This is a genomic window from Planococcus alkaliphilus (assembly GCF_057031095.1).
Genome location: NZ_CM168060.1, coordinates 3,400,937 through 3,427,015 on the forward strand (window position 1 = coordinate 3,400,937; position 26,079 = coordinate 3,427,015).

Below are 26,079 nucleotides of genomic sequence, written 5' to 3' on the forward strand. Positions count from 1 at the left end.
GAACATTTCTTAATTGCTTAGTCCTTCTGTGTGTCACCAATATTAGAAGTTTAACTTTTCAAACAATTAGCAATTGATAAAAAAATATCATACTGTATACATTGAGTCAACATGTTTTCTGATATTTATTAAAAATTCATCTTATTTCATTGAATATACAGCTTATTTAAAAAAATTAAAATAATTTATTTGATTTAAAATATTCTATTGTATACAATAAACTCGAGGTGAAGGAATTATGAATCCATATAATGCAATCAAGAACGCCATTATCATTGGTGAATATGAGCCTGGGACACGGTTGACAGAAGAAGCTCTAGCCGAATCACTTCAAGTGAGCCGCACCCCGATCCGTGACGCCATTAAACAATTGGAATCCGACGGCTTGATCATCCCTTATAAACGAAGAGGCTATATCGTTAAAGAATTTTCCATTAAAGACATTCGTCAAATCTACAATCTCCGTGCCTTGCTTGAAAGCCATGGGGCCAGCGAAGCTGCGATGAATCGCACCGACGAGGAGCTTGAACGGATGCGCGAAAAAAATACAGCTTATGAACAAGCCATCGCCAAACTCGAGCGATCCGATATTGAAACCATTAAGAATATCCAGCAAGCGAATCAGGATTTCCACGAAGAAATCTTCAAAGCGGCTAATAATGAACATTTGAGAGCCCATATTGCCAAGCTTGTAGTCGTGCCTCTCATCTTCCGTTCTTTTTACTGGTATAACGAGCGGCAATTATTGCGTTCGTTGGAAGTCCATAAAACGATCTTAAAAGCCATTGAAAATCAGGAGCCGGACCGCGCGAAAATCGCGATGCAGGAACACATTTACCAAGGACGCGATGACGTTTTGATCCAAATGAACAAACCGCAAATCCATCTATGGGAAGGGGAAGCAATAAATGATTGAAATCTGCGAAGTCGGGCCGCGAGATGGTCTGCAAAATGAAAAAAAGCCCATCAGCACCGACCAGAAAGTAGAAATGATTACACGCCTGGTTGACGCGGGCATCAAGAAAATCGAAGCTGTGTCTTTTGTGAATCCGAAAGTCGTTCCGCAAATGGCAGATGCTGAAGAAGTGATGAAACTGGTGCCTCGTGTAGATGGCGTGAAGTATGCAGGCTTGATTCTCAATTATTCCGGTATGGAACGGGCAATGAAAACCGATGTAGACATCTTTCATATCGTCACCACTACGAGCGACGCGTTCAATTTGAAGAACGCCCGGAAAACCGTCGATCAAAATGTCGCCGAGCATATTACAGTGATCCAGGAATCAGTCGCTGCGAAAAAGCCTGTCACCGGTGTTCTCGGAACAGCATTTGGCTGCCCCTATTCAGGAGAAGTGCCAGTCGACCGTGTACTCGAAATTTCTGAAGCTTTCGTGAAAGCTGGCGCTTCCGAAATTGTTCTGGCGGATACGACAGGGCTTGCCAATCCCGTTCAGGTCGCAGAAGTCGTCAATCGCTTCCAACGCCATTACCGAGACGACATCAAACTCGGCCTCCATTTCCATAACACAAGAGGGCTCGGGCTCGCAAATGTCCTAGCAGGCTACCAGGCTGGAATCCGCCGCTTCGACTCCTCTATCGCGGGGCTCGGAGGCTGTCCTTTCGCTCCGAAAGCGGTCGGGAACGTTTGTACGGAAGACATGGTCAATATGTTTGCCGGCATGGGTGTTGAAACCGGTACAGACCTTCAAAAATTGGTTGAAACCGCACTTTGGATGGAAGAACAGATGGAAAAACGATTGGATGGCATGGTGATGAAAGTCTAGCCATTATTTACATGCATTAAAAAAGCCAGCTGCAAGAGGATTTTGATCCCTGCAGCTGGCTTTTACTTTAATTTTGAGTCTTTAATTCTTTCATTACATTCTCCGGAACTTCCCCCGTTACGCCCGCCACTAAATTCTCGGCAGCTTTCATGACCATCGCTTCACGGGTTTTAGCTGTCGCTGAGCCCATATGCGGAAGCGCAGTGACTTGTTTCATCTTCAGTAATGGGTTATCCGGATCGACCGGTTCTTTTTCGAAGACATCGAGTGCAGCTCCCGCAATTTCACCGGATGTCAGCGCTTCGATCAACGCCTGTTCATCGACTACTGCCCCTCTTGCGGCGTTGATCAGGTAGGCGGAAGCTTTCATGCGTTTGAATTGTTCCATGCCCATCATGTGACGGGTCGAATCGGTGAGCGGAACGATCAAAACGACAAAATCGGATTTCTCCAAGAGCTCGTCCAGCCCGCTGTACTGCATGCCATATTTTTCGTCGAGGTCGGGCTTAGGCGTTGTTGCGTAGTAACGGACGTTCATCTCAAAACCGAAGACTGCTCTCCGCGCAATTTTTTCACCGATGCGCCCCATTCCGACAATTCCAAGAGTTGCATGATGCACATCCGTGCCGAAAAGCTCCTCCGCTTTTGTGTCTTTGCTCCAAAGCCCTTGTTTTACGTAATTATTCAGCTCTGGCACTCTTCTCGCAGCTGATAAAATCAATGCAAATACAAGATCAGCAACCGTTTCATCCAGAACAAACGGCGTATGGGTGCCGATGACGCCAAACTCCCTCATGGCTTCCAGGTCAAACGAATCGTAGCCGACGGCAGTATTGCTGATGATTTTCAAATTCGGCAGCTGCGAGAGAAAGTCGCGCGTCACAGCTGCATTCTGCACAAGCAATCCGTCTACCTTCTTTGCTTCCTCGAGCAGAATATGGTTCGGAATCTTCTCTGGATTCTTCCAGATTTTATAGTCGCAATGCTTCGCTATGTAATTTTCCACTTCAGGCGACACCGGTCTCGCAATAAAAACTTTTGGCTTCATTTGGATTCCTCCCTGCTTTCAAGTCATTTCTTGCTGGCTGAATGATTTTGCTGCTCTTTTAATAGCGCAATTAATTCTTGATTTTGCCGTACCTGTTCACTCAAGCTTCTCTTAATCGAAAGCATCCACCACATAATTGCCAGTAATCCGACTAAGCTGAAAAAAGATTGCAGCTCCATTCGTTTTCACTCCTATCTCCACCATTTCACCATTTCTCTTACCACAACGGTTCGTCTTTGCTTGTCAGCTCCATCTTGAATGGATAGAGCATTAACGAAATTCCAAAAAGAACAACAGCCAGCAAGATATAGACCGGGATGCTCAAATCAAAAAATAAATCGCTGAAAATCAGAATGGCAAGCGGGAGAAAACTGTAGATGCTCGATTGCTTCCGGCTCTTGGACGTCACGTATTGGATTTCGCCGCAATGCGGACATTCCATTCCATGGTTGAATTTCATGTACTTCTTAAATGATTTCTTCCAACTCCATTGCTGTCCGCAGTTTTGGCATGTCGGCATGATTTTCCCCTCCTGTTTTCTCTAATTCTTCTTACTATTACTTACGATCCAAACTAAAAATAGTTTCAAAATTTTCCCTTTTTTAGTTTTTAAAGCGGAATACCGTTTTCGCTTCAAATACTTCTCCTGCATCAAGCAAGACCGCCGCCAGATTGCCAGGTGCCACCTGCGTTTCCAAACAGATGCCAAGATGCCGTTCGGACTTGCGTTCTTTCAACTGGATATCCCCATCTAAATTATTGCCCGAAAAGAAAATTACTGCCGGGCGGTCCGTTTCCACTTCCATAATCCGTCCGCTCTCCGGATCTTCAAGTTTCAATTTTGACATTCCTTCTCCGTTCAAAAGAAAGGGATGGTCATATCCGCCGCCGACCAATTCAATTTGTGGATGTTTCGATTCAATTCCTTCTCCAATGGTACGGCCATTCCGAAAATCAAATACTGAATCCTCCACATTAAGTGCATTGCCTGTGGGGATAAGGGAAGAATCCAGTTCAACAAATTGTCCACTTTCCATTGTCAGCACATGGTCTAAAGCATTGCGTTTCAATTCACCGCTTAAATTGAAATACGAATGGTTCGTCAAATTGACGACAGTCTTTTTATCAGACACCGCCCGGTAGCTGATTGCGAGTTCGTTTTGTTCATTCAATGTGTAGATGACTTCGGTTTCAAGGCGTCCAGGAAAGCCTTCTTCCCCGTCTTCGCTGATATAAGTGAACCGGACGCGAACTTCTTTGTCGTCCACTTCCGCCTGCCCATTCCACACTTTCCGGTGAAATCCTTCCGGTCCTCCGTGCAGCGTATTATTTCCGTCGTTTACCGGCAATTTCAAAGATTCCCCGTCTATAGTAAGCACAGCTTGTTGAATGCGCCCCGCAACCCGGCCGACAACCACCCCTAAAAACGCTTGGTCGTTCACATACTCATCCAAGGTTTCGTAGCCTAGAACCACATTTTCCACTTTACCTCCACGGTTCGGCACACGGATTTCCTGAATAGCACAGCCCCATTCAAGGAATGTCGCTTCCATGCCATTTGAATTGCTGACGGTAAATGCCTTCACCGCTTCGCCTTCCACTGTCCCGATCACTTTCTCTTCCACCTTCATCTTTCATTCCCCCTGAATTTCTATTTCCTCTATTCTTTCACTTTCCCCGCACACTGACAATGCTTTTGGCTGAAAGTTGAAATAATTGGACGGATTCGATACGATGTAAAGAAATGGGAGGTCCTTCCGATGAGTGTTGATCAACGTTCTGTCTTTATCGATGCCGATTTGGATACCGTCTGGAAAGCCCTGACGATTGAAGGGAGTTTTTCCACTTGGTACGCACCGGGTTCCTTATGGACAATTCCACGTCTGGAAGCCGGAGAAAAAGCCGTTTTCACCTTAATGCCGAATGAACACAACCAATTGGAGGAAGGCGAACATGTCGAAATGATTTTTACGATTGAAGAAGTCATTTTGAATCGCCGTTTTTCCTATTCTTCCGATATGGATGGACTGAAGTTCGTCTTTGACCTCGTACCGGAAGAGTCCGGTACACGCGTGCATATTAATATGGACGGATTTGAGCTGAGCCTTGCCAATCTCAAAGCATTTGCGGAAGGCCGCGAATTGCCAAACCGTTAACAAAAAGACAGCCAGAGATTCATCTCCGGTTGTCTTTTTCCACTTTGCCACATACTTCAGCAGAACTACGCTGAATAAATTAATTATTGAAACTTTTTACAAATCTAGCCGTATATTAACTATAAACCGAAATTGTGGGACGTTAAATCAATGAAGGAGGAGTTGGATATGCATTGGATGATGTGGGTTTTTTGGGGATCTCTTGTAGCGATATTCTTAATTGCTTTTCTTGTCGATGTGGTGACGAAAGGAAAATACAAATTAAGCAAACCGGCGAAGACGCAAAACCAGGATGCAGCTGAAGCAGATGCCCGCCGGCACGCGGGACGAAGCGACAATCAAGGCATGTTTTAGCCGAGACGCCAAAATGAGCTTGGATCAATTGATTCAAGCTCCTTTTGATTTCCGTTTTTATTTAATCGCCATTACTTCTTTATAAAAGAACCCGTTTCAGCCGGCAGGAATTCACGGTCCCACGGATACCACAGCCATTGCTTGCCTTCTTTATAAATATGGAACTTTCTTGCGATATCCTCGCCATTATGTAAAACAGCTGCATAAATTTCAGGATCTGGCGGATTTCTGATCAGCTCCGGATCTTGCGGGCTGTGTTTTCCTTTAAGTATCTTCAAAAACGCTTGTACATCTTGCTCGTCTTCCAGCGTGTTGAGCAGCTCCGGCGAACTGAAATTATCATAGAGGAACAAATCGTAAATCTCGATCTTCGCTACCCCCTCCAATTTGAGGTCTTTGAAATGCTGCGGGTAGCCCCCGCTTTTTGACTCATTCACGTAGAGGCTGTACCCATTGATTTCTGCAGGGTCTTTCGCTGCTAACAAATCCGGCAGCCCTTCCACGTAATAGAGTTCAGTGCCAGGCTCCCAGAACGCCGCATCGCCGTTTTTCACTTTGTACTGGGTGGAATTGATATTGTCGCTTACCCTGAATGCTACTTCACCTGCTTTTTCGCCAATCTTTTCCGGGTCAGCCAGAACAGCAGAGTCTAACGCTATGTAATAGTTCCCGTCCCATTGGATGAAATCAACCCAATCCAAAATCGCTTCCGGTCCTTCTTCCTGGATTTGCGGCTTGGCATTTACAGCTTCCTCTTGTTTCTTTTCCTGAGAAGCAGATGGGGATTCGTTAGCGCCGCATGCCGCAAGACATACGGCCAGTATAATCAGTAACATGATCTTTTTCATACTTCCCCCTCACATTCCGCTGTTCTTATTAGACGCACCAACAACAAGCCGGTTACAGTTAACCCGATTCTTTCTTCCTGGGCGCCTGCACGAGCAAAATGACGCCAACTCCGAATAAAGCAAACAAGACGCGCCAATACCCATTCGAAAAATCGATATCCAATAAGAATGTCAAGGCGAAATACAGAAAGAAAATCATAGTGTACCGGTAAATCATCTTTCATCCTCCTTGCTGCCGAGCAATTTCGCTATTTGAAAAAGTATCCAATGAGGCGCGGAATGAATTGGAAAAAACCAGCCAAGGAAAAAGCGGTTTCCGCCTTATCGAAAGTGTCGAATTCCTGTTTGTTCTTTTCGAATGCAGCAGGATGGACCGTATCACCTTGAATCGGTTCAATCCCACCTTTGAAGCGGATATTCAGCGAGCTGCTCTGTTCCATTTCTGGTGAATCCATCACTTGAAAGTGGATATGCGCTTCCGACGAATTCCCGGAATTGCCGCATAGACCAAGCAGTTGGCCTTGTTCTACGGAATCCCCACTCTTCACTCGAATCGTTCCTTTCTTAAAATGCGCCAGCAAACTGTATTCGCCCTGTCCATGCTCCAGAACGATAAAATTGCCTGCAGGATCTGACTCATTCATCTCACCAAGCGGATTGTCCCGAATTCCATCAACCACTTCGATGACTTTCCCACCCGCAGGAGCTACTACTCCTTTGCCGAAAGCGTAATAGTCTTCATTGCGCAACCCTTGGTTTCGGTAGGTCTGTCCAGCTTTCATGACGACCAAATCGTAAGCGTAGCGCTGCTGCTCGTACGCGTAATGGTAATTGATGAACTCGTTTTTCCCGCCCCAAAACACAAACCAGTCATCTTCAATCGGCATGATGAATTCTGTCTTGGTAACTTGGTTGTCGCTTTTCGGATACGTTACGTAAGGCTTTATGTACATTCCTTGAATCTCGTTGCCGTCAAAAGAAACATTGATCGCTTTTTCTTTTCGGTCATCCAGCCAGATATGCTGCTTAAATCCGGGCATGGTGGTCTCAAAGGCCAAATGATAGCCTTTCACGCCTCTATTGAAGGACTTCGCCAATTCGATAAAATCCCGAAGGGCAATCGTCTCCCTAAACTCCTTGATGCACTGACGGTAAATCGCAGTAAAATCTTCCGCTAAAAAACGTTCTCCAAATTCCTCGGGTTTGAATCCGTTCTTTCTGCCCCTGCCCATAAACACCATCCGCTCCTTTCACCGAATAACTGAACTTAAACTGCCTGTTCTTTTATATACGGTTAAAGCTGCCAAAAAGTTTCCATCAATTGTAAATAAACACCAAAAAAACGATTTAATTTGAATGGAACTTCTTCTGTCCAATAAAGTCTAAGGAGTAGTCACCTTTTTACGAAAGGAGCATCCCATTGAATCTTTTATTAATCGTCTTTTCTTTTATGAGTTCGATGTTCGTGTCCGGCTTGATGATCCGCAAACAGCTGCGAAAAATAAGAATCATCGTTTCAGCGCTTCTCATCAATACAGTCATTATCGGCGGAACTGTTTCACTCATTTATAGCTTGGACCATGAAATGCAGTCTTTCGGCGTCGGCCTCGAAAAAGCCTTTATGCCATTGCTGGCAATCCCTCTCCTGACATGGCTGAATGCGGTCTTGCTGCCATTCGTTCCGAGCAAGAACTTACCTGAAAATCGCTGAAATGAGAAAACCCGCAAGTATTCCAAAAGCGAAGATGATGAGTAGTTTTGTTTTTTTATTCATGTCATTCTCCTTTCATTGATGCTTCTCTTTTATTTCGATTCTGCTTCTTCAATAACTGACGTATCGCTTTGCCGAGATTCTCCATGGCCAGGTCCAAACAAATTTAAAATCACCACTCCCGCAAGAATTAGCAGAATGCCGGCTACACTCGCCCCGTTAATCTTTTCTTTCCAGATCAATACGGAGATAATCGTGGTGGCGACCATGCCGAGACCCGACCAGATGGCGTAAGCCGCATTCAAGGGAATGACTTTCAATGCCAACGATAAAAAGAAAAATGAAGCGGCGAAAGCAAACAGCAAGCCGATGGTCGGAAAAATTTTGGTAAAGCCTTCCGACGCCTTCAACAAGGACGACCCAATCAACTCCCCGACAATCGCAAGCCCAAGAAACAGATAATGCATTTCTTTCCCTCCCTTCAGGCCGTCGTTTTCGGTTTCCGGTTCTTTTTGCTGTTGATGATGATTAATATCGAACAAACAATGGCTGCAGTTACCGTTAAGATATAGCCATTTTGGTACAAATCATATATAAAGCCTGCCATGAATAACGTCATAATTAAAAAATGATAAAAATAATATTTACTCATTTTTCCAACTCCTTTGTGGCCCTTTTTAAACGCCTAAATGATAAAGGTACAGATTTTCTTCTTTCATTCTTTTAGTCATGTGAATCAATTTTTCCAACCACGAAAGAAGTTCCATCTTGTCGAAAACCATTCGTTCCAGTTCGGCTGACTCGCTTTTTTCAGAAGGTAAATGAAAAGAACCCGTCAACTCCACCGCTTCTGGAGCATTCGAAAACAGATGATGCCACGAAGATAAAATGTTCTCCATCTTCACAGTTGAATCACCAGTAAATAGCGTGATTCCATAATAATTCAAACCTGTCTGTTCTATAAGCTTCCGCTTCGCCGGGTTCCTGCTCGGAATCCATTGCAGCGAATCCAGAATGTACTGGATAAAATCGTCCGGCACTTCAAGCGATTCCAGTATAAGTTCCTTTTCTTTACCTCTTCCCCATAACTGATCATGTGCAGTTTTTTTCGGCACTAAAAGAAAATCATGTGCTAAACCCATGTGGCCAACTCCTTTTGTTGATTAGTTCCGCATATAAGAACTGCCCCACCATAACCGCGGCATGCTTTTTAGCTTACGGATGCTCGGATCGCATTCGATTTTCTACAGATGGTCGATGGCATCATTGAACGGTTACTTTTCATCCACTTAGCATTCCTCTTCTAAAATAGCTTTTGCCATATAGTAGGCACTGACTGTGAAAAGCTGCGTCTGAATGGATTGAGTTTGAATCATATGCCCGAATTCCTTAAAATCATAGAGTTTTACATTAATGTCTTCGGTTGCATCCAACTCCTGGTCCCCCGCTTGGTACGCCTCTTTCACAAGGAAAGTTTTGATTTTATTGGTTTGCGTTGCCGGATTGACCATGAATTCGCCTAAGAGAACCGGTTTTTCCAAGGAAGCATAGCCCGTTTCTTCCCGAATCTCACGGAGAATGCCGTCTTCATCGCTTTCACCCTTTTCGATTTTCTCTGCTGGAATTTCCAGATAAACGCCTTGTCCTGCATATCTGTACTGTTCAATCAATAAAATCTGTTGTTCTTTCGTTACGACGATAGCGTTTACCCAGTCTGCAAATTCGTTGACGTAATAATCATCGATAATCAATCCGTTCGGCAATCGGCAACTGTCTTTCCGTAAGTTACCGAATGGTGTTTGATAAAGGTATTCCGACTTTAAAGTTTTCCACTTTTCCATGTCCGCCCTCCAACTCAGCATTTTTAGTAGAAAGCTGCTTTTGAACAAACCTCTGCTATCAATTCCTCAATCGTTCCAATGACTTTAAAAACTTCCGGCAAATGATAGAACGTGCTGGTGAGCGCCAAGTCATTCACCGTTTCGTCGGGTGAGTACAGAAAAACTTGCTTGCCCGTCCCTAAAGCGATGCCCATCTCCACATGGCTTCCTTTTCCGGCTGGCAACATGATAATCACCACATCCGCTTCCATCACTGCTTGTTTTTCACTTTTGCCGATCGTTTCAAGTTCTCCAATGGATGTCGCAGCGCCATGGGTCCAATCATAGGTAAGGACGAATCCATTGCTTATCAGCCGCTCCGCTGCCATTCTTACAGTCTCGATATTCCGAAAGCTCGACGCGATATAGAATTTCATACGACGCTGCTCTTTTTTATTTCCCAGGAAATCATTTCACCTGTTTTCTTTGTTTGGCGCATGCCCGCTTTTTCCAGCACTCGGATGGAACCGGTGTTATCCTTTTCTGTTTCGGCGAGCACTTTCTCTACTTTTCCGGTTTCAAAAGCCCACTCGATAAGACCTTTCACCGTTTCGGTCGCGTAGCCTTTATTCCAATAGCGTTCAAGCAGACCGTAGCCGATTTCAATTTCCTGATTGGCATCCGGCTTTCCTTTAAAGCCGGCATCGCCAATCACCTGCCCCGTCATTTTATCGATAACGAGCCAATGGCCCCAAGCCAAAAGCTCAGGATCTTCTTCCAATGCTTTCAAATAGACCATGATTTCAGGACCGTTTTCATAATATTGTTCTTCCAGCATTTGAAGGTGTTCCTTTTTGCATGGAATAATGTCCAGTCGCTGTGTTTCGATTTTCATTCTTTTAGCCCCTTCTTGTTGAAAAATCAGCAGTAGCCTAAATTTCTCTTTCCTTTCTTTTATTCTAACTTGAATATGTGGAAATAAATAGAATGTTTAGATATAGTTATGGAAAAGCTTTGGGAAATTGTCGGAAAGGAGGCATAAGACAGTGGAAAAATTGCGCCGAATCTCTTCAAATTAAAATTTGAGGAGGAGAAAAAATGGAAATTAGCTTCAGTGAAAAAAAACGGATGGATAAAAATGAGTTAAAAGTGCTTTATGAGGATGCGGAATGGTTTGCCTATACGCAGGATTTAGCACTATTGGAAGCGGCCTTGACCCATTCACTTTACGTATTATCCGCTTGGGACGGCTCGGAACTCGCAGGATTGGTGAGAGTGGTCGGCGATGGCCTCACAATTATCTACATCCAGGATATCCTCGTACTCAAAAGCCATCAGAATCAAGGAATTGCCACCCATTTGATGACACGGGTACTGGATAAGTTTAAAGCGGTCCGTCAAAAGGTGCTGCTAACCGACGAAGCACCGGACGTCCGTCATTTTTATGAAAAGAACGGATTTCAGTCATGTGACAGCGGGGAGCTTGTCGCATTTGCGAAGATGAGTTGACCCCATAGAGAAAAAGCTTATTCGAAAAATTCGAATAAGCTTTTTTCCTGCAACAATTCTTGCTTTATTCCCTTTAAACCATACTGTCGCTTCCAAAGAAATTGCGGAACATTTGGATGGTTGTATCGCGGTTCATCGATGCGATGGAAGTTGTTAAAGGGATGCCTTTAGGACAGACTTCCACACAGTTTTGTGCCATGCCGCATTCCTGTATACCCCCTGGCCCCATCAGTAAATTCAATCGCTCATCTTTATTCAAGGCACCCGTTGGATGCGCGTTCATCAAGCGTACTTGGGAGATCGGGGCTGCCCCAATATAGTCGGATTTATCGTTGACATTTGGGCACGCCTCCAAACAGACCCCGCATGTCATGCATTTGGATAATTCGTAAGCCCATTGGCGTTTGCGTTCCGGCATGCGCGGACCTTCACCAAGCTCATAGGTTCCATCAATGGGAATCCACGCCTTCAGTTTTTTTAAGGTGTCGAACATCGTGTTCCGATTGACTATCAAATCACGAATGACCGGGAATTTTTTCATTGGCTGCAGCCGAATAGGTTGTTCCAGCTGATCGACTAACGCGGTACAGGATTGGCGTGCATAGCCATTGATGACCATCGAGCAGGCTCCACATACTTCCTCCAGGCAGCTCATTTCCCATGCGACTGGTGTGGTTTTTTCCCCTTCCATATTTACCGGGTTGCGCCGAATTTCCATTAAGGCAGAAATCACATTCATATTCAGGCGATACGGCAATTCGAATTTCTCCCAGTAGATTTTTCCTTCGGGCGCATTACGGCGTTCAATCTCGAATATGACTGTTTTCGCTCCTTCACCCACAACAAATCCACTCCTTCTTTGGTTTGAAGTACCTTAATCATACCATATTTATCAGAATATTTTGAAATTATGATATAATAAAGAAAGAGGCAGCCGCCTGTAACTGAACGGATCTTATTACACCTTTTAGGTATAAATGACAAATCGAGGAGGAAATAAAATGAGAAAGCAACATCAAGCTGCTTTAGACCGCTTTAATGCAGTGGACCGGATGATTAATGAAGGCTTAGGCAGCGGTACAATCAATCCTGCCTATGCAAATGCTCATTTAAAGTTGAAAGAGAAACAGGAAGCGCAGCTGCTTGCCGCTTTAGAGCACGCTCCCTTGGAAAAGAAGGGAAAATAATAAATGAGCATGGTTCTTCGCAAGCGAAGAAGTTGTGAAAAAGACGTCTATCCCCTACCAGGCAAGGTTGGGGATAAACGTCTTTTGTTTGAGCGGTTTTAATTAACTTCCTCTATCGTCAGTTCTTGTTCTGGCGAAATGCTCACGTATTCGTATATTTCTTCCCCGTCCACCACATTGCGATAACCTACTTCAGCTGTGTGGTAATTGATGGACTCGCCGTTTAGCTCTTGTTGGATGGTTTTGCTTTGCTGCAGCATTTGATCTTTCGTCAATTCGCCTTTATCAATTTCCAGCATGATCAGCATCGGCTTTGGCGTTTCGAGCTCCGGTGTCCATTTGTCGGCTCCGTCGTGATAAACTTCTACATCTGTAGATACACTTTCAACTTCTGGAACTTTTTTCTGGAGAAGCGTCAGAATGTGCTCCTCTGCCTGTGCATTTAACTTTTCTGATGCCTCTTTGTCGATCTTGGAAAAATGAATGGTATCTCCCAGTATTTCGTACGGCTCCATAGCGGAAACATAGATTTTATAAGTGGTTTCAACCGCGGCGGAATCCTGCTCGACTACTGTAAAGCGGAATGTAGCATCGCTCCAACCATAGTCTCCCGACTGCTTGATCTTATAGTCCATGTCCGGATAGTTTTCTTCCAAATACGCTTCCAAGCTTTCCTTCGCCTTGTTTTTTTCGATGGGATTTCCGCTCATCTGAATGTAAGCAAAAATCACGGCGCCAATCAATAAAACCGCAATTCCACCGTATAGTAGTTTCTTTTTCATGATCAATATTCCTCTCTTATTTTAAGAATGCAAAAGCCGATGGCGATTCCGATAAACGTAAATACGAGATGGACAGCTAAAGAAAACAGCGATAATTGAAGTGCTTCCGAAAAGCTTTCCACATAAAATTCGCCGAACCAGTCCGTCATGTAAAGCAAGCAATTCCAAATGAAATTTGGGACGCCTGCAAGCAAAACGGCAACAAGCACCGAACGATAAAACAGGTAAGTCACCGCTCCTAAAATGGCATAGGTCAGGATAAAAGTTTTGTTGTCATTGATGATGGTCGTGCTCATCGCAAGTATAAAGGCGATGGCCACGAAGAAAATTTGGATTGTTGTTAAACGCATGGTTATTTTCCGGATCATTTTCTTTGAAGAAGCTCCAGGTTTTACGTGTGCAGGCAACGGAATTTGCGACTGCCCCGCAATTCGGCGGCATTCTTCACAGCTTTGCAAATGCTCTTCCACAAATTTTTTCGTTTCCTCTTGAAGCAATTCCTCTTCGTATAAAGGCAGCAAATCTTGTACGATTGCACAATCCTTGTTCATAAAGTCACCTCCATCATTTTTTGAATCCTCAATTTCAACCGGTGAAAAGTAACGCGTGCGTAGTTTTCGGATTTGCCGATCAGCACGCTAATTTCTGCAAAGCTCAATTCTCCGTATATCCGCAGAAGTAAAATTTCCCTCGCCGCATCATCGAGTTTCGAGATATGATGCAGCAGCATTTTTGCATCTTCATTGATTTCCGTTAACTCTTCGACCGAGTGGATGTCCGCTTCCGGAATCGCTGCTAGCTTTTCCATCAAATTTTGCTGATATTTGTTTTTGCGGTAAAACTTTTTCAAGAGGTTGTTCGCAATGGCGAACATCCATGTCGACAAAGTGGACTCGCCATTGAATGACGCAATATTTTTGCACGCCTCGTAAAACGTATCGTGGCAGAGATCCTGTGAGGTTGCCCGATTGCCTGTTTTGGCGTAAAAGAATGCATAGATTTTCGGTTGGATTTCTTCATACTCCTTTTCAAGCTGGTTCATGGCGGCCCTCACTTTCCCTGTTCTTAGTATTAATACCTTGGCCTTCTATTTCGTTACAATTATTTTAAAATTAATTTTCCTTCTATCATTTCAACGATTTCTCTAGAATAAAGTTTTAAAAATGTTTTGTATACCCTAGCCCAAAAAGAAAAGGAGTAATCCCAAATCACTCTTGGGATTACTCCTTTTCTCTAATTCATTTGATGGTCCAGATCTTACATTTCTAAATCTAAGAAAGCATATGGCAATAACTCTTTTAGCTTTAATTCCAATATTTCTTTCTTCTCATTCGTTAAATAAACCGGCATTTCAGGCGAGAAGAACTCCGCCATAACCTGTCTGCAAATGCTGCAAGGCGGAAGGTAGTCTTCCGTGTTCCCCGCTACTGCAATCGCCTGGAAATCTCCTTTTTTGTATCCTTGCGCTACGGCTGTGAAAATAGCGGTTCTCTCAGCACAATTTGTGGCGCCTAAAGACACGTTCTCCACGTTTACGCCGTTGATAACGGTTCCATCTTTCATCAATAAAGCGGCTCCTACCGGAAATTTCGAATAGGGGATGTAGGCTTTTTCTTTCATCCCGCGAGCGCTTTCCATCAATTGTTCTTTATTCATAATCTCCATCCTTTTCATAGAAGAATGAACTTTTCACAGTTCCCTGGACGCCAACACACAGTTGGCAGGACTATTGATTTTACAGTCTATTGGGAAAATAGTCAATTGCGTATTCAGGCACTCTAAGTGCTATTTTGCACCTAGTTCAAGTCTTACTTGGCATAAAAGCTATCTTTCCTTTTTTAAGGAAGATAGCTTTATGTTTATTTAATACCGATAACTAAATTGTCGCGATCAGCTTCAACCACTTCTAGTGTAGTCTAACAAAGTTGATCGATTTCTCGGATTCTTACAATGTTCTTCTGAAGAGCCAGTTAAAGGAAGTGGTACATTCTGCATAAGCAGCAACCTTTCCAATTTACTGTTTTTCCAAACAACGATAAATGGCGGCTCGGGAAACATTTCATTTTTCAGCCACATCTTTGATTGGTGTTTTTTTGCTTGAGATTTTCAAACAAGCAGAAATTTTCCAAGAGGATTTCAAATCATTCGAAATCCCGAAACGCGTCAAGCATGATTGGGACATTCTCCTCCAGGAGGAATGCCTTGATATGTGGAATCAGCTAATCAATCCCCCTTAGTTGATGCTTACACTTTACAGCGCCATCCTACATTGATGGTGCTTTTCCTTTTGGAAATATCAATATCAGTTTCTCACAGAGCGTTATAAAGTACATAAAAGAAAAGGCCTTATTTGTCTATTTTTTTATTCATAAAAACGGTTTAAATAAAATAATCCTCTATTATTAATAAAAAATGAGCTTGTAACATGACTGAACCGCACCCCAAATGGTAGACACTTTAAAAAAGTGACCCATTTGGGGTGCGGTTCATTTATCCCTTCCCCCTTCTCCTTCATTCTTTAAATCACTAGAGTATTGTATAAAGAACTGTGTTTGCCAAAGTAATCATCGTTAATAGAATTGTATTCAGAAATGCCCCAACATAGACATTTCCAGTTTTTCTGAAAAAGTAACGATTGTAAACTGCTGCTACCAAAAGGATCGGCACAAGACCGATTACAATAATCGATGATAATGACTCTGCAGGATAGCCGCCCGTCCCTGTAATGAACAACAAGCCATAATGATAGATCAAATATAGGATCAATCCACCGATAAAGTGGAGAATGGATATGCCATAACCTTTCCATCCATCATAAAAACTGCTGGCTGTATTGACATTGACTGATATTCCGATGATGAAATAGTAGATGAAGAATAATGGCGCATAGCGTAAAAGAGCCCATACATGCTGTTCTTCAAATGTTTTTACTGCTACGGTCCATAGACGGAAATCGACTTGGAAAATTGCATCCACTAAATAGAGGACAGCATATCCGATAATGACAGCAAGTATAGCGGTAACAAAAGTTGAGACGATCGTTTTGATGTTAGCACGTAATCCATAATTCGCGAAACGTGCTCCTTCTGCTTTTTTCGAAACAAAGTGATAACCAACCAAAATCATCAGCGTCACTATCGCAACATTGATAGCCCAGAAGAGAATTGGATTGACAGTAGCTCCGCCAAACCATTCTGTAGTCGCAAAAAATCGTTCCTGCTGACGGAGGAAAATATATTGTACGATGCTTAAGCCAAGAATTAGCCCCGAGCCCATTTTTACTGACTTGGCCGAATTTTTTACAAAGCTGAACAATAATATCAGCCCAGATAATCCAATGGCGATCATGCTGATTTGACGCAGCAAGGTCATCCCTGTTTCATTAGCGCTGTATAATGCCGTAAAGAAAAGGGCCGGATAAAGCGCTCCCACAATAAGCAGTATATAACCAGCAAGTTTCGCACCATCTGATTTTGGTGCAGAAAGCGCCGCCGGACGCTCTGTGTAAACCCAATTGAAGAATGGGAGTTTCGTCAACAAGCTGATAACTGGAATGAAAAGGAGGAAGAAACCTATCAAAGCTATAAATGAAAACCACTCTTTCCACATCCATGTTTGTCCATCTTCACCGATTTCCACTAAATTACCGTAATCCGAAAAAGCTGTGTCATAGAAGTCGATTGCATATTCAGTAGACTGCTGTGAAAAATGATTCCATGGATGTGTTTCGTTAGGCTGGTAAATAATCCGTTGACCGCCATCCACTTCATAAAATTCACCCGCTTGCGCTGATTCCAGTCCGCCTAAAAACCCAAGGCCTTCGGCTGTACTGACGTAGTCTTTCTTAACGACAGGCTGACCTGCCGCAGCTGCTTCTGCATTAAAGAAAAATTCATCGTAAACGCCAGCAATTTTCCCTGAAGGACGCGGCCCATAGGAAGCGTTGATTTGTTCGTCTGTATAGCCAAGTGTTTTCAACCACTGATAATCAGAACCCATCGTCAAGGAACTTTGAATTTTACGGATACCTGATTCCTGGAAATCAACCTCATCCAACATCACTGCGTGCGTTGAAGAGAAGCCACCCATGGAGTGCCCGGAAACAGCGATAATCCCATTTCCTTCGCCATCTTTCAATACATAATCCTGTTCATACATGTATTGGACCGCATCATACATAGCATGCGGCCAGAAGGAGAAGAACGGAATCGGTTTCTCCATCGTTCCAGTAGAATGTCCATGATCATACATATCCAGCGCCAGGACTACATAACCCCGCTTAGATATTTCGATGGCTTGGGCATCCTGCATTTCACCAGAGTTCAAATACCCGTGCGTGGCGATGATTGTCGGCCTTGCCTCTTCGTCTGCCCCTTCTGGCTTATAAAGCAAACCCGACAGCTCTCCCCGCTCAGTGTCAAAATAAATACGGGACACATCTACATCCCCGCCGGCACTGTTAAAGCTAGCAGCAACTGCACTGCCGATACCAATAAGTAATAGTGCGACAATCAATAAAATTAATGGTCTTTTTACATTTTTCATGATGATCCCCCTTGTTTCACAAAGTTATTACTTGTAAATCAATGTAATTTTGATATGTGAACTCTCCCTCGACTCCTCCTATTCTCATACTCATCACACACAAAAAGACACATCAAATACCTTCGGGGTTTGCCCAAAGTACTCAATGTGTCTCTTAATCTCGTCACGAGCTGTTAACTTATACCTAGTATAATAGTTTATGAAAACGTTGTCAATTCAACCGCATTGATTTTTCTAATTATTATAAATTCGTTTCTTATTCCTAACGGTCTTTCGCATAAATTTACATTAGATGCAATTACAGCGTAAGCCCCGGATTTGATAGCCATATGCCCTTTTGTTCGGTCAAGCCTCCGGTTATTACTGGTATCCCATTTTGAATCTCTTTAATAATACTTGGAATTATGCCTGGAAGTATTTCAGTAAATTCCGGTTGGATTTCCCGATATATATCCATATTATGGGCGAGTGCATGACAATCCAGAGCAAACCATCTGTGACTCCCTATAATGCTTCATTTTTTTGCAGATGCAATGACATTTGCCCGCGTGGAAATAACTCCGTCGACTTTTACATTATTAAGCAAGTACCCTAAACCAAACTCATCAATTTTAAGACCCTGTAATAAAATCGACAGGCATTAGCGCTTCTTTGCCATGCTTCTTAGCAAATGTAACTGTACTTTCCACTCGGGAGAGGCGCGTCTCTAAAAAGATAATTCTTTCATGATCAGTTTTTAATACTTTCACCAGATCCTTCAGATTCCGGATTGCCGGGACGCCTTGGCTGCACATATTTTTCCTCCGCTCTGTTCACTCACATTTACTTTTCTATATAAGTTGAACAAATGTTTATTGGACTCGCACAACTTAAAACACTATAAGGAGCAAGAAATGAAAAACAGTAAAAATTGGTATAAGACTTTATCAGCCTCTATGATCGCAGTCGAGAAGGTGGTGCGTCCCAAAATCAGATTAGAACTCTAACTTTCGGGGTGCACTACCGGTCTCCTTTTTTCTATTTCATATTCTTAGACCTTCTTCGTCCCAGGGGAAAAAATGGCAATCATCCTACTTTCTGGATGCGTCTAACCCCAATGACTTGAATACAGAAAAAATAAACGATTTCTATTCTTGCAATCCTTATTCTTTTCCTTCGATCGAGTGTTCGCTAAACCAAGTAATGAAGTAATCCAAACAACTTAGGACATCATCTCTGTTGAGGGGCTTCTGGAGAAGAAACACTGCTTCAATTTCCTCGAAATACGCTTCATTCGGAAAATAATGCTGGAGAATTTGGAGATTTTCCCGGATATCGGTGGACCAGCTTTCATCGCTCACCGCTACATAGCAATAAGCCCCTCGGACAATCCGTTTTAAAATGGACTGCAGCTTATACGCATCGGCCTCTTTCGTCAAAATCGCCTTTCGATAGCCGGCCAGTGTCTCCATTAGATCTTGGTTCATGGCCTGACAGATTCGAATATCGGGTTTCATTCGGGACCATTTCACGGATAGATCCTCTCCATAAATGCAGCTGCAGACGTGCTTCAACCAAAATCCCCAATAAAATTGGTTCTCTTGTTTTAGGACTTCGGCTACGACTCCCATATCATAATCTACTTTTGGTACAAGCGGATTCAAGCGAACAAGCGCCGCTGTCTCACGATCCAAAAGGGCCTTTTCTTGCGCGAGCAGCGGGGATGTCAATAGTACCGTCAAATCAATATCTGAAGTTCCTTGGACCGTCTCCCCTCTTCCTACACTGCCGTAGATATAGACGCTATGTACCTTAGCTCCTGCGCATCTTTTTAACATCGCAAGGATCTGATTCAGCAGTTCCCGATATACTGGATGGATTTTCTGTGTTGATGTTTGATTTAAGATATATCCAGCCGGATCAACGCCTATTCGTGTTGGAAATTGCATACTACCTCTTCCTTCCTATCCATAAAAATTGAAACTATTCTTTCCCCATGTCTGGCCCAACCTATTAAAGAATACTAAGTAGATGGGAAAATCCGATTAGCTTTCTCAAAAATACTCAATCCATGCCAATACATATTTGTGAGCGTACGGTACTTTAATGGCGGCTTGATACTTCAAACGAATTTCTATTTGTTTTGCAGTCAGGTACCTGTCCTATTCCAAAAACCAATAGCCCCTTTTGGACAGCTTATAATAATACTTCCGGTTGTAATGATCTACTTCAATTTTGGTTCTTTTTACAAGGTCTGCTTCCCACCACTCCGAGAACCTTTTACTAATTGAACTTGCGGTGCGCTGGTGTGAATAAAAGACTTCAAAAAACAAATGCATATTTCTTGCTGAAAGAATCGTTACTGCTGTAATTCCCGAAAAGAGGCTTCATCAAAATTGCGGAAGAATCATTTTATCACCGGCAGTGACAAAGCGTACTAATTTGATAGCGCCCAAAATGTATTCTAAAAACAATTAGCAATAATAGCTTGTCTTTTTACCTCTTCATTTAATGGACCTATCCGGTTTCTTTTCGAATACATTTTTCCCTTCGGCAAATCCTTCTGGACACCAATTTTCTTCATCGATTTCCTCTTTTTCAATTCTTCACAAAGAAAGGCAATCGCTTCTTCCCATCGATTAAAAATTTTAAAAGGGTACGGGGGCTGTCCTTCATCATTCCAAACTGCCCATTGTTGATCCGGAAGTTCAGTTGCTGACCACCAGCCATCAACTCCACAAGAAAAAATCGCGAATGCGTTTTCTTATCAATTAATTTCCCTCCCCTTTGTACCAATTAAACAGTTAAATCCCAAGGAAATATTTGATACAATAGATTTCGATCAACTGAAGCGGAGGCTACTTATGGAATTTACCAACTCAATCGACCCATTTCTCTTTCAACTTGTCCTTCTTCCCATTGTCGTGATTGGCATCGGCATCGCCGTATCTCTTATCACCGGAAAGATTTTTATTGGCCCATTGGTGACACTGCTATTGAATCTGGCCTATGAAACCTGGTATTTCAGCAGCTACGGCTTTAGTGGAGGCATCTACTATTCACCTTGGAATCTGATACTGCCTGCAGTCTCGCTGGTTTTTTGCTGGATTGTGGTGTCTGTCAGAAAACAAATTATAAACGTAAGACAGGCGGATGTATAACAGCCGCCTTTTTTTTATGCTAAAAAAGCCACCCTCCGGCAGCTTCTCATTTATTTTCTTTCTTTCATCACGCATACTAGGAAAGAAATGAATAGTTAAAGGGGAAAATCAATGAATTCGACCATCCATTTACTTGCACCAAGCACATTGGCGCTGGATCATTATTATAAAGTTTATCCAACCAAATCTTCTCTCGTTTTCGCAAAAGTCGGCGGCCAGTTTTATGATAAAGCAAGCGACGACAACCTGCCGCTCGTTGCGGGCATTGCCTTTATGGCTTTTCGAAAGCTCATTTTAACCAAACGCATCGAGAAGCGGGAAGCTGCCGTCGATCGCCAAATGAGCGAGAATCCGCAAACCCTGCTTTCAGCAAAAAACAATTTTGATCTTCATCTCACGGCCATCAATAAGGTTGAATTAAAGACCAAGTCCACTTTCCATACGGTCGGAACGGCTACCGGAACCCTTCGCTTCTATTTGAACGACGGCAGCGAAAAAAAGTTCATGATCCCTTCTTTTGTCCCGACTGAAAAGGTTGTCGAATTTTTTGAAGACCAGCAGATTCTGCTTGATCTCATCACCAAACAAAAAAGAAATCAGCTTAAAGCCGATTTCTTTTTTGTTTTTAAAGCTCATGTTATGCACCATCTCTTTTATCCTTTCCAAATCCTTCATACGGTTCACTCATAACCACTTTTCCATTCGCCGGGTTCACCAGTAAATAAATTTGTTCGCCGGCTGGCGATTGCCCCGTGAAAAAGTAGGCACTATCCGCTTCAAAAGGATTCCAGGAGTTAGCCAGAAGAGTAGGCACAGTCGTCGCCTTCACTTGCTCCAGCTGATAGAGCCCAGCCGCCTTATGCTGAGCCTCCTGTTGCGTGAGTGCTGGAAGCGCCAAGTAAATGGCCAGAACCAGTATAAGCAGGAAAGCAGAATACGCCACATATCGTTTTTGTGGTATCAGGTACTTAAAAATGAGAATGTGCAAGACAATCAGCGTAACTGGCAGACTCAGATTCATGACGTTACTGTAGAGTTGGTCGTTTAGAAGGATTAACACTATGAGAAGCCCCCCTGATAAGAGTGCGCCTCCTTTATAGCTTCCTAACCCTTTCTTTGCTTCGTCCTTTTTCCTATTCATCTTTTCACTCCTGCTTTGCGGACTTCTTTTTAAATAAGAGATATGCCGAATTCTTCAATTAAATCTTTAAACGCGGGGCGAGAGTTTCCATCGCGTCCAACGACCGCTTCTGCAGTCACAAGTGAGTTCAAGACGGCTTCTTCCACCGCTTCGCCTACTGCCCGAAAAGCGATGTCCATTTCTTCTTCGTGGATTTGTTTAATTTCCAAAAGCTGCGCAGGTTTATCATGCGGGATTTTCACCGCTGTGGAAAAGCCGAGGACGATTTCCCCGCTGCCGTTCGTGATGATCGAACCGGTTCGCGACAAGCCGGCCACTGAACGCTTGAGAATCCGGTTCAGTTGCCGTTCCGATACCGGGAGATCGGTCGCCACGATAATCATAACGGAGCCTTTGTCTTCTTCCTTATGGGAATCAAGCATCGCTTTTTTCAATTCTTCGCCTACTGCTTTGCCTTTGACCAACAGATCGCTTAAAATGCCGAAGTTCGACAACACCAAAACACCGATTGTGTAATTTCCGTTTGCCATTTCCATGATGCGGGAAGCGGAACCGATGCCGCCTTTCAGCGAATAGCAAAGCATCCCTCTTCCCGCTCCAACGGCGCCTTCTTCAAATTCAGCTGATGTCTTTTCCAGCGCTTCGCGTACATGTTCCGGCTTTACGTGTTTCGCCCGGATGTCATTTAAGAACATATCGTTGCATTCCCCGATTACCGGATTGACCGTTCCTGTGGTCCGTCCAATTTCCGGATTTTGCTCCATTATGTAATCGATCAGTGTATCCGCTGCCGTCCCGATGCCCAGTGTGTTCGTCAACAGGATCGGCGTTTCCAAAGTTCCAAGTTCCGCCATCTGGATTGTACCCATCGTTTTTCCAAAACCGTTGATCACATGGCTTGAAGCAATCAGTTTTTCTTTAAAAAGATTTCCCTGATGCGGCATAATGGCTGTGACCCCTGTCTGCATATTTGCACCGCTGAGCGTCACATGCCCGACTGTAACGCCTTCTACATCGGTAATCGCATTTCGCGCCCCTGTTTTGAGGCGGCCGATTTCCACGCCGTAATCGCGGATTCTTTTTTGATTGAACATTGGATTTCCCCCTGCCTTTTACGAATGATTTCGATTTTCCTCATCCATTTTTCTATTATCTAAATTATGTATCTTCTTCATTAACTATACGTATTGCCGAAGAGGAATACTAGTTCATCCTTGACTAAGATATAGGGAAGTCGGAGACGAAAAATATTTAGCCACATGGTGTAAAAGAAAAAAGAGCCTGACTTTCTGCTCTTTTTCTCATAGATTACTGAATCACTTTATACCAAATTTCCACTTGCCGGCTGGTTTCAATGGTCCGGATTTTCTCTAAGTTGATTTCAAGCTCTTCCAACTGCTCAAAAAGCCGCAGCCCTTTTCCAAGAAGGATCGGCGCGATTGCGATTTGCAGTTCCTCGACAAGTCCGGCTTTCAGCGCTTGCCGGAAAACATCCGCACCGAGAATGAGCACATCTTTTTCTCCTGCTGCCGCTTTTGCCTGCTGGACTGCGCTTTCAATCCCATCGGAGACAAAGGTAAACTTTAATTGGCCGTTTTCTTTCGGGTGCGTTACCGGTGGATGATGTGTCATTACGAAGATTGGCACTTGAAACTCATAATTGTCTGCGTAGGCATCCGGTTCGCCTAAATCGAATGTCCGGCGACCAAGAATGACCGATCCCGTTCTTGCCATTATGTCATTGATTTCTTTGTTCGGTTCAAAGCTGGCATACAGTTTGTCCATTCCTCCGTTCCGGTCGTTCACAAAACCATGAAGCGACATGAATCATTCCAAAACAGACTTTTGCCATCCTGCTTCCTCCTTATATTTTATTAAACAGAAGATTATCAGTTTTTTTCAGAATTTTCTTTATTTTAATTCCTTTTCGTTTAAAATAATAGTTTAGAGGTTCTATTAGTTGGAATCGCAATTCAGAAAGGAGAGCAACATGAAAATTATTAAAGGCGCTTATAGTGACGCCAAAGTTTTTACAGATAATATTGATGAAGTGACGGTGTCTCAAATAGCAGGTTTTTTGAATGTAGAACTAACAAAGGAAGCGAATGTGCGGATCATGCCGGATTGCCATGCTGGAAAAGGAGCGGTTATTGGTACAACCATGAAAGTAATTGACCGTGTCGTTCCAAATTTGGTTGGGGTTAATTGAAATCGGCTCCAACATAAAAAAACTCGCTCAATTGCTGGAACCCCTAACGTAAAGCCGAGGGCAATCAGCAGCCAGAGGTTGTGGCGACACAATCAAATGGTTCAGAGACTTGCGTACTAGTTGCAGATTTATACGCAGAATCATTCTATGTCCATAATTATATAAGGGGGAGTCTTTATGTCTCTTAAAAATGCTTATGATGATGGCTTAACACCCAAACAAAGATATTTTAAGAAAGTTTATGAAAATGCTTCAATAATTGAATGTGCTTGCGGTTGTAAAGAAAAAATTAAGTCCAAAGATAAATATGCAAGAGATATAAAATTCGTTAACGGTCACAACAATAGGAAGTACGAAATAAAGAATCAGTACAAAAGAGAATGGAATCATCGTAATCGAGAACAGCGTCATGCTTATCGAGCGCACAGAGCCTATCAGATAAGAATAGCTTTGCTAGAAAAATTAGGAAATAGATGTTTCCATTGCGGACTAATCCATGATGGCCAAAATACTCCGGTTTTTGATTTTCACCACAAAGATCCGAGCACAAAAATTTTCAATGTTAACTTGAATTTTATTAATCGCTACAGTAAAGAAAAGGTAACAGCAGAAGCAGAAAAATGTGAAATCCTTTGTTCGAATTGCCATCGTCTGTATCATTGGCATACTAATAAAAACTTTATGGATCACGTGATTGATTAATACGGCGAGCCTATGAGAGGAGCTGCATACTCCGTTGACCATAGAGAAGGTATAGTCCCTCCTTTAGGAAACTAAAGATTAGATGCGACATTGGCTGTGGAATGCTGTGTGTGGAAATTAAAAGGGCCGATGTTGATTTTGCGAAACTGGATGCAGCTGTCCAGACGCTCGTTCCTTCCGGCCAATCGATTCGACAAACCGCTCATGAATATATTAGCCACATCGACCTTGAGAAAGTGTTGGCCAACTTTTCAAAAGAAGCAGCCGCTCTTTCACTCGGCACGCTTGGCGGAGGCAATCATTTCATTGAAATGAACCAAACAGAAGATGGCCGCCTGTTTATGGTCATCCATAGCGGCAGCCGTCATTTAGGTGTACGCGTTGCGAATTACCACCAGAAAAAAGCCATTGAAAGCCTGACAAGCGATAAAGAAGGATTAAATGAAATGATTGCCCAGCTAAAAGCTGAAGGACGAGAGCGGGAAATTCAAGCCGCGATGAAATCTTATAAATCTGCGAAGCCGATCATTCCGAATGATCTTGCTTATCTACAGGGTTTCCTCATGGAAGATTATTTCAACGATTTAAAGATTGCCCAGAGTTACGCCAAATGGAACCGGGCAGCGATGATGCAGGTGTTGTTGGAAGCGATGAATTTTGAAGAAGCCGGGCGCATCGATACCGTCCATAATTATATTGACTTGGACCATATGATTTTGCGAAAAGGCGCTATTTCAGCAAGAAAAGATGAACTTGTGCTGATTCCCATCAATATGCGCGATGGCTCCCTTCTTGCTAAAGGCAAAGGCAACGACGACTGGAACCAGTCCGGACCGCATGGCGCTGGCCGCATTCTGTCCCGGACGAAAGCCAAAGCGCTGCTGCAATTGGATGATTTCACCGATACGATGAAGGGCGTCTATACGACAAGCGTGAATCAGGACACCCTTGACGAGTCGCCATTCGCATATAAACCGATGGATGAAATTATCCAAAACACGAAAGAAACCATCGAAATCCAGTCCATTCTAAAACCGCTCTATAATTTCAAGGCAGCGGAATTCCAAGGCTGGAGAAGAAAATGAAAAAAGAACGGCTTAAGGAATAATCCTTTTAGCCGTTCTTTTTTAGAGAATGCTTTTA

Annotated in this window: 36 protein-coding genes and 1 pseudogene; 12 read left to right on the forward strand and 25 right to left on the reverse strand. The window is 43.2% G+C overall.

Going from position 1 to position 26,079, the window contains the following annotated elements:
- Nucleotides 1-238: 238 nt before the first annotated feature.
- Both AC2EXB_RS17705 and AC2EXB_RS17710 read left to right on the forward strand, forming a co-directional pair.
- Nucleotides 239-916, forward strand: a complete 678-nt coding sequence (locus AC2EXB_RS17705; protein ID WP_483602564.1) for a GntR family transcriptional regulator — start codon at nucleotides 239-241, stop codon at nucleotides 914-916.
- Nucleotides 909-1,784 carry a hydroxymethylglutaryl-CoA lyase gene (locus AC2EXB_RS17710; protein WP_483602565.1) on the forward strand — a complete coding sequence of 292 codons (876 nt, stop codon included), beginning with the start codon at nucleotides 909-911 and terminating at the stop codon, nucleotides 1,782-1,784. Before AC2EXB_RS17705 ends, AC2EXB_RS17710 begins: the two co-directional genes overlap by 8 nt.
- A gap of 67 nt (nucleotides 1,785-1,851) precedes the next feature.
- Here AC2EXB_RS17710 and AC2EXB_RS17715 read toward each other — a convergent pair whose 3' ends face one another.
- The 4 genes from AC2EXB_RS17715 to AC2EXB_RS17730 form a co-directional block, all read right to left on the reverse strand.
- Nucleotides 1,852-2,832: a 2-hydroxyacid dehydrogenase gene (locus AC2EXB_RS17715; RefSeq protein WP_483602566.1), complete on the reverse strand. Its 981-nt coding sequence runs from the start codon at nucleotides 2,830-2,832 to the stop codon at nucleotides 1,852-1,854.
- Between the two features lie 23 nt (nucleotides 2,833-2,855).
- Nucleotides 2,856-3,011, reverse strand: a complete 156-nt coding sequence (locus AC2EXB_RS17720) for a hypothetical protein (RefSeq protein WP_235197518.1) — start codon at nucleotides 3,009-3,011, stop codon at nucleotides 2,856-2,858.
- A gap of 38 nt (nucleotides 3,012-3,049) precedes the next feature.
- Nucleotides 3,050-3,352, reverse strand: a complete 303-nt coding sequence (locus AC2EXB_RS17725) for a TIGR04104 family putative zinc finger protein (RefSeq protein WP_483602567.1) — start codon at nucleotides 3,350-3,352, stop codon at nucleotides 3,050-3,052.
- Between the two features lie 82 nt (nucleotides 3,353-3,434).
- Nucleotides 3,435-4,463 carry an aldose epimerase family protein gene (locus tag AC2EXB_RS17730; protein ID WP_483602568.1) on the reverse strand — a complete coding sequence of 343 codons (1,029 nt, stop codon included), beginning with the start codon at nucleotides 4,461-4,463 and terminating at the stop codon, nucleotides 3,435-3,437.
- A 129-nt stretch (nucleotides 4,464-4,592) separates the two neighbouring features.
- On the opposite strand from AC2EXB_RS17730, the gene AC2EXB_RS17735 reads away from it, so the two are divergent.
- Both AC2EXB_RS17735 and AC2EXB_RS17740 read left to right on the forward strand, forming a co-directional pair.
- Entirely contained in the window at nucleotides 4,593-4,988 is a 396-nt protein-coding gene (locus AC2EXB_RS17735; RefSeq protein ID WP_251476528.1) for an SRPBCC family protein, read from the forward strand.
- 168 nt (nucleotides 4,989-5,156) lie between these two features.
- Entirely contained in the window at nucleotides 5,157-5,342 is a 186-nt protein-coding gene (locus AC2EXB_RS17740; protein WP_251476530.1) for a hypothetical protein, read from the forward strand.
- 71 nt (nucleotides 5,343-5,413) lie between these two features.
- Here AC2EXB_RS17740 and AC2EXB_RS17745 read toward each other — a convergent pair whose 3' ends face one another.
- The 3 genes from AC2EXB_RS17745 to AC2EXB_RS17755 are packed head-to-tail and all read right to left on the reverse strand — an operon-like array spanning nucleotide 5,414 to nucleotide 7,422.
- The gene (locus tag AC2EXB_RS17745; protein WP_483602569.1) at nucleotides 5,414-6,190 is read right to left on the reverse strand and encodes a hypothetical protein; all 777 of its coding nucleotides are present in this window, start codon (nucleotides 6,188-6,190) and stop codon (nucleotides 5,414-5,416) included.
- A 58-nt stretch (nucleotides 6,191-6,248) separates the two neighbouring features.
- Nucleotides 6,249-6,407, reverse strand: a complete 159-nt coding sequence (locus AC2EXB_RS17750; protein ID WP_483602570.1) for a hypothetical protein — start codon at nucleotides 6,405-6,407, stop codon at nucleotides 6,249-6,251.
- Nucleotides 6,408-6,438: 31 nt separating this feature from the next.
- Nucleotides 6,439-7,422 (reverse strand): M23 family metallopeptidase, encoded by a 984-nt coding sequence (locus AC2EXB_RS17755; protein ID WP_483602571.1) that lies wholly within the window; start codon nucleotides 7,420-7,422, stop codon nucleotides 6,439-6,441.
- A 188-nt stretch (nucleotides 7,423-7,610) separates the two neighbouring features.
- Between AC2EXB_RS17755 and AC2EXB_RS17760 the strand changes: the two genes are divergently transcribed.
- Nucleotides 7,611-7,901: a hypothetical protein gene (locus AC2EXB_RS17760; protein ID WP_483602572.1), complete on the forward strand. Its 291-nt coding sequence runs from the start codon at nucleotides 7,611-7,613 to the stop codon at nucleotides 7,899-7,901.
- A gap of 92 nt (nucleotides 7,902-7,993) precedes the next feature.
- Here the strand turns inward: AC2EXB_RS17760 and AC2EXB_RS17765 are convergent, their stop codons facing one another.
- From AC2EXB_RS17765 to AC2EXB_RS17790, 6 genes are all read right to left on the reverse strand, one after another.
- Complete coding sequence (locus tag AC2EXB_RS17765; RefSeq protein ID WP_483602573.1) at nucleotides 7,994-8,368, reverse strand: DMT family transporter; 375 nt, start codon at nucleotides 8,366-8,368, stop codon at nucleotides 7,994-7,996.
- 14 nt (nucleotides 8,369-8,382) lie between these two features.
- Nucleotides 8,383-8,553 (reverse strand): hypothetical protein, encoded by a 171-nt coding sequence (locus AC2EXB_RS17770; RefSeq protein WP_483602574.1) that lies wholly within the window; start codon nucleotides 8,551-8,553, stop codon nucleotides 8,383-8,385.
- A 25-nt stretch (nucleotides 8,554-8,578) separates the two neighbouring features.
- Nucleotides 8,579-9,043 (reverse strand): hypothetical protein, encoded by a 465-nt coding sequence (locus AC2EXB_RS17775; RefSeq protein ID WP_483602575.1) that lies wholly within the window; start codon nucleotides 9,041-9,043, stop codon nucleotides 8,579-8,581.
- A 147-nt stretch (nucleotides 9,044-9,190) separates the two neighbouring features.
- Nucleotides 9,191-9,742, reverse strand: a complete 552-nt coding sequence (locus tag AC2EXB_RS17780; RefSeq protein WP_483602576.1) for an NUDIX hydrolase — start codon at nucleotides 9,740-9,742, stop codon at nucleotides 9,191-9,193.
- A 23-nt stretch (nucleotides 9,743-9,765) separates the two neighbouring features.
- On the reverse strand, nucleotides 9,766-10,158 hold the full coding sequence (locus tag AC2EXB_RS17785) for a nucleoside 2-deoxyribosyltransferase (protein WP_483602577.1): 393 nt from the start codon (nucleotides 10,156-10,158) through the stop codon (nucleotides 9,766-9,768).
- Entirely contained in the window at nucleotides 10,155-10,616 is a 462-nt protein-coding gene (locus tag AC2EXB_RS17790; protein WP_483602578.1) for a GNAT family N-acetyltransferase, read from the reverse strand. The genes AC2EXB_RS17785 and AC2EXB_RS17790 overlap by 4 nt, the downstream gene beginning before the upstream one ends.
- Before the next feature lie 203 nt (nucleotides 10,617-10,819).
- Here AC2EXB_RS17790 and AC2EXB_RS17795 point away from each other — a divergent pair, with 203 nt between their 5' ends.
- Nucleotides 10,820-11,230, forward strand: a complete 411-nt coding sequence (locus tag AC2EXB_RS17795) for a GNAT family N-acetyltransferase (RefSeq protein WP_483602579.1) — start codon at nucleotides 10,820-10,822, stop codon at nucleotides 11,228-11,230.
- Nucleotides 11,231-11,303: 73 nt separating this feature from the next.
- Here AC2EXB_RS17795 and sdhB read toward each other — a convergent pair whose 3' ends face one another.
- On the reverse strand, nucleotides 11,304-12,071 hold the full coding sequence (gene sdhB, locus AC2EXB_RS17800; RefSeq protein WP_483602580.1) for a succinate dehydrogenase iron-sulfur subunit: 768 nt from the start codon (nucleotides 12,069-12,071) through the stop codon (nucleotides 11,304-11,306).
- Nucleotides 12,072-12,231: 160 nt separating this feature from the next.
- On the opposite strand from sdhB, the gene AC2EXB_RS17805 reads away from it, so the two are divergent.
- Entirely contained in the window at nucleotides 12,232-12,417 is a 186-nt protein-coding gene (locus tag AC2EXB_RS17805) for a hypothetical protein (RefSeq protein WP_483602581.1), read from the forward strand.
- A gap of 98 nt (nucleotides 12,418-12,515) precedes the next feature.
- On the opposite strand, the gene AC2EXB_RS17810 is transcribed toward AC2EXB_RS17805, so the two are convergent.
- From AC2EXB_RS17810 to AC2EXB_RS17845, 8 genes and pseudogenes are all read right to left on the reverse strand, one after another.
- Complete coding sequence (locus AC2EXB_RS17810; protein WP_483602582.1) at nucleotides 12,516-13,199, reverse strand: YfjL-like protein; 684 nt, start codon at nucleotides 13,197-13,199, stop codon at nucleotides 12,516-12,518.
- Nucleotides 13,200-13,201: 2 nt separating this feature from the next.
- Nucleotides 13,202-13,750, reverse strand: a complete 549-nt coding sequence (locus AC2EXB_RS17815) for a zf-HC2 domain-containing protein (protein WP_483602583.1) — start codon at nucleotides 13,748-13,750, stop codon at nucleotides 13,202-13,204.
- The gene (locus AC2EXB_RS17820; RefSeq protein WP_235197537.1) at nucleotides 13,747-14,241 is read right to left on the reverse strand and encodes an RNA polymerase sigma factor; all 495 of its coding nucleotides are present in this window, start codon (nucleotides 14,239-14,241) and stop codon (nucleotides 13,747-13,749) included. The genes AC2EXB_RS17815 and AC2EXB_RS17820 overlap by 4 nt, the downstream gene beginning before the upstream one ends.
- 215 nt (nucleotides 14,242-14,456) lie before the next feature.
- Complete coding sequence (locus AC2EXB_RS17825) at nucleotides 14,457-14,873, reverse strand: cytidine deaminase (protein ID WP_483602584.1); 417 nt, start codon at nucleotides 14,871-14,873, stop codon at nucleotides 14,457-14,459.
- Between the two features lie 852 nt (nucleotides 14,874-15,725).
- Entirely contained in the window at nucleotides 15,726-17,744 is a 2,019-nt protein-coding gene (locus AC2EXB_RS17830; protein WP_483602585.1) for an alpha/beta fold hydrolase, read from the reverse strand.
- A 298-nt stretch (nucleotides 17,745-18,042) separates the two neighbouring features.
- A pseudogene (locus AC2EXB_RS17835) lies at nucleotides 18,043-18,330 on the reverse strand (glycerol-3-phosphate responsive antiterminator).
- Nucleotides 18,331-18,355: 25 nt separating this feature from the next.
- Complete coding sequence (locus AC2EXB_RS17840) at nucleotides 18,356-18,538, reverse strand: glycerol-3-phosphate responsive antiterminator (protein ID WP_483602586.1); 183 nt, start codon at nucleotides 18,536-18,538, stop codon at nucleotides 18,356-18,358.
- A 348-nt stretch (nucleotides 18,539-18,886) separates the two neighbouring features.
- Nucleotides 18,887-19,672, reverse strand: a complete 786-nt coding sequence (locus AC2EXB_RS17845; RefSeq protein ID WP_483602587.1) for a nucleotidyltransferase domain-containing protein — start codon at nucleotides 19,670-19,672, stop codon at nucleotides 18,887-18,889.
- Nucleotides 19,673-20,587: 915 nt separating this feature from the next.
- Here AC2EXB_RS17845 and AC2EXB_RS17850 point away from each other — a divergent pair.
- The gene (locus AC2EXB_RS17850) at nucleotides 20,588-20,884 is read left to right on the forward strand and encodes a hypothetical protein (RefSeq protein WP_246807800.1); all 297 of its coding nucleotides are present in this window, start codon (nucleotides 20,588-20,590) and stop codon (nucleotides 20,882-20,884) included.
- 111 nt (nucleotides 20,885-20,995) lie between these two features.
- A complete protein-coding gene (locus tag AC2EXB_RS17855; protein ID WP_483602588.1) occupies nucleotides 20,996-21,574 on the forward strand; it encodes a hypothetical protein in 579 nt (192 codons plus the stop codon).
- Here AC2EXB_RS17855 and AC2EXB_RS17860 read toward each other — a convergent pair.
- The 3 genes from AC2EXB_RS17860 to AC2EXB_RS17870 all read right to left on the reverse strand — a co-directional run bounded on the left by AC2EXB_RS17860 (nucleotide 21,522) and on the right by AC2EXB_RS17870 (nucleotide 23,849).
- The gene (locus AC2EXB_RS17860; RefSeq protein ID WP_483602589.1) at nucleotides 21,522-22,025 is read right to left on the reverse strand and encodes a hypothetical protein; all 504 of its coding nucleotides are present in this window, start codon (nucleotides 22,023-22,025) and stop codon (nucleotides 21,522-21,524) included. The genes AC2EXB_RS17855 and AC2EXB_RS17860 overlap by 53 nt on opposite strands.
- 29 nt (nucleotides 22,026-22,054) lie before the next feature.
- Entirely contained in the window at nucleotides 22,055-23,119 is a 1,065-nt protein-coding gene (locus tag AC2EXB_RS17865; RefSeq protein ID WP_483602590.1) for a DmpA family aminopeptidase, read from the reverse strand.
- Nucleotides 23,120-23,333: 214 nt separating this feature from the next.
- Nucleotides 23,334-23,849: a dihydrofolate reductase family protein gene (locus AC2EXB_RS17870; protein ID WP_483602591.1), complete on the reverse strand. Its 516-nt coding sequence runs from the start codon at nucleotides 23,847-23,849 to the stop codon at nucleotides 23,334-23,336.
- A gap of 166 nt (nucleotides 23,850-24,015) precedes the next feature.
- Between AC2EXB_RS17870 and AC2EXB_RS17875 the strand changes: the two genes are divergently transcribed.
- From AC2EXB_RS17875 to AC2EXB_RS17885, 3 genes are all read left to right on the forward strand, one after another.
- Nucleotides 24,016-24,234: a hypothetical protein gene (locus AC2EXB_RS17875; RefSeq protein WP_483602592.1), complete on the forward strand. Its 219-nt coding sequence runs from the start codon at nucleotides 24,016-24,018 to the stop codon at nucleotides 24,232-24,234.
- A 177-nt stretch (nucleotides 24,235-24,411) separates the two neighbouring features.
- On the forward strand, nucleotides 24,412-24,936 hold the full coding sequence (locus AC2EXB_RS17880) for a hypothetical protein (protein WP_483602593.1): 525 nt from the start codon (nucleotides 24,412-24,414) through the stop codon (nucleotides 24,934-24,936).
- A 101-nt stretch (nucleotides 24,937-25,037) separates the two neighbouring features.
- Nucleotides 25,038-26,021 carry an RtcB family protein gene (locus AC2EXB_RS17885; protein WP_483602594.1) on the forward strand — a complete coding sequence of 328 codons (984 nt, stop codon included), beginning with the start codon at nucleotides 25,038-25,040 and terminating at the stop codon, nucleotides 26,019-26,021.
- Nucleotides 26,022-26,079: the final 58 nt, after the last annotated feature.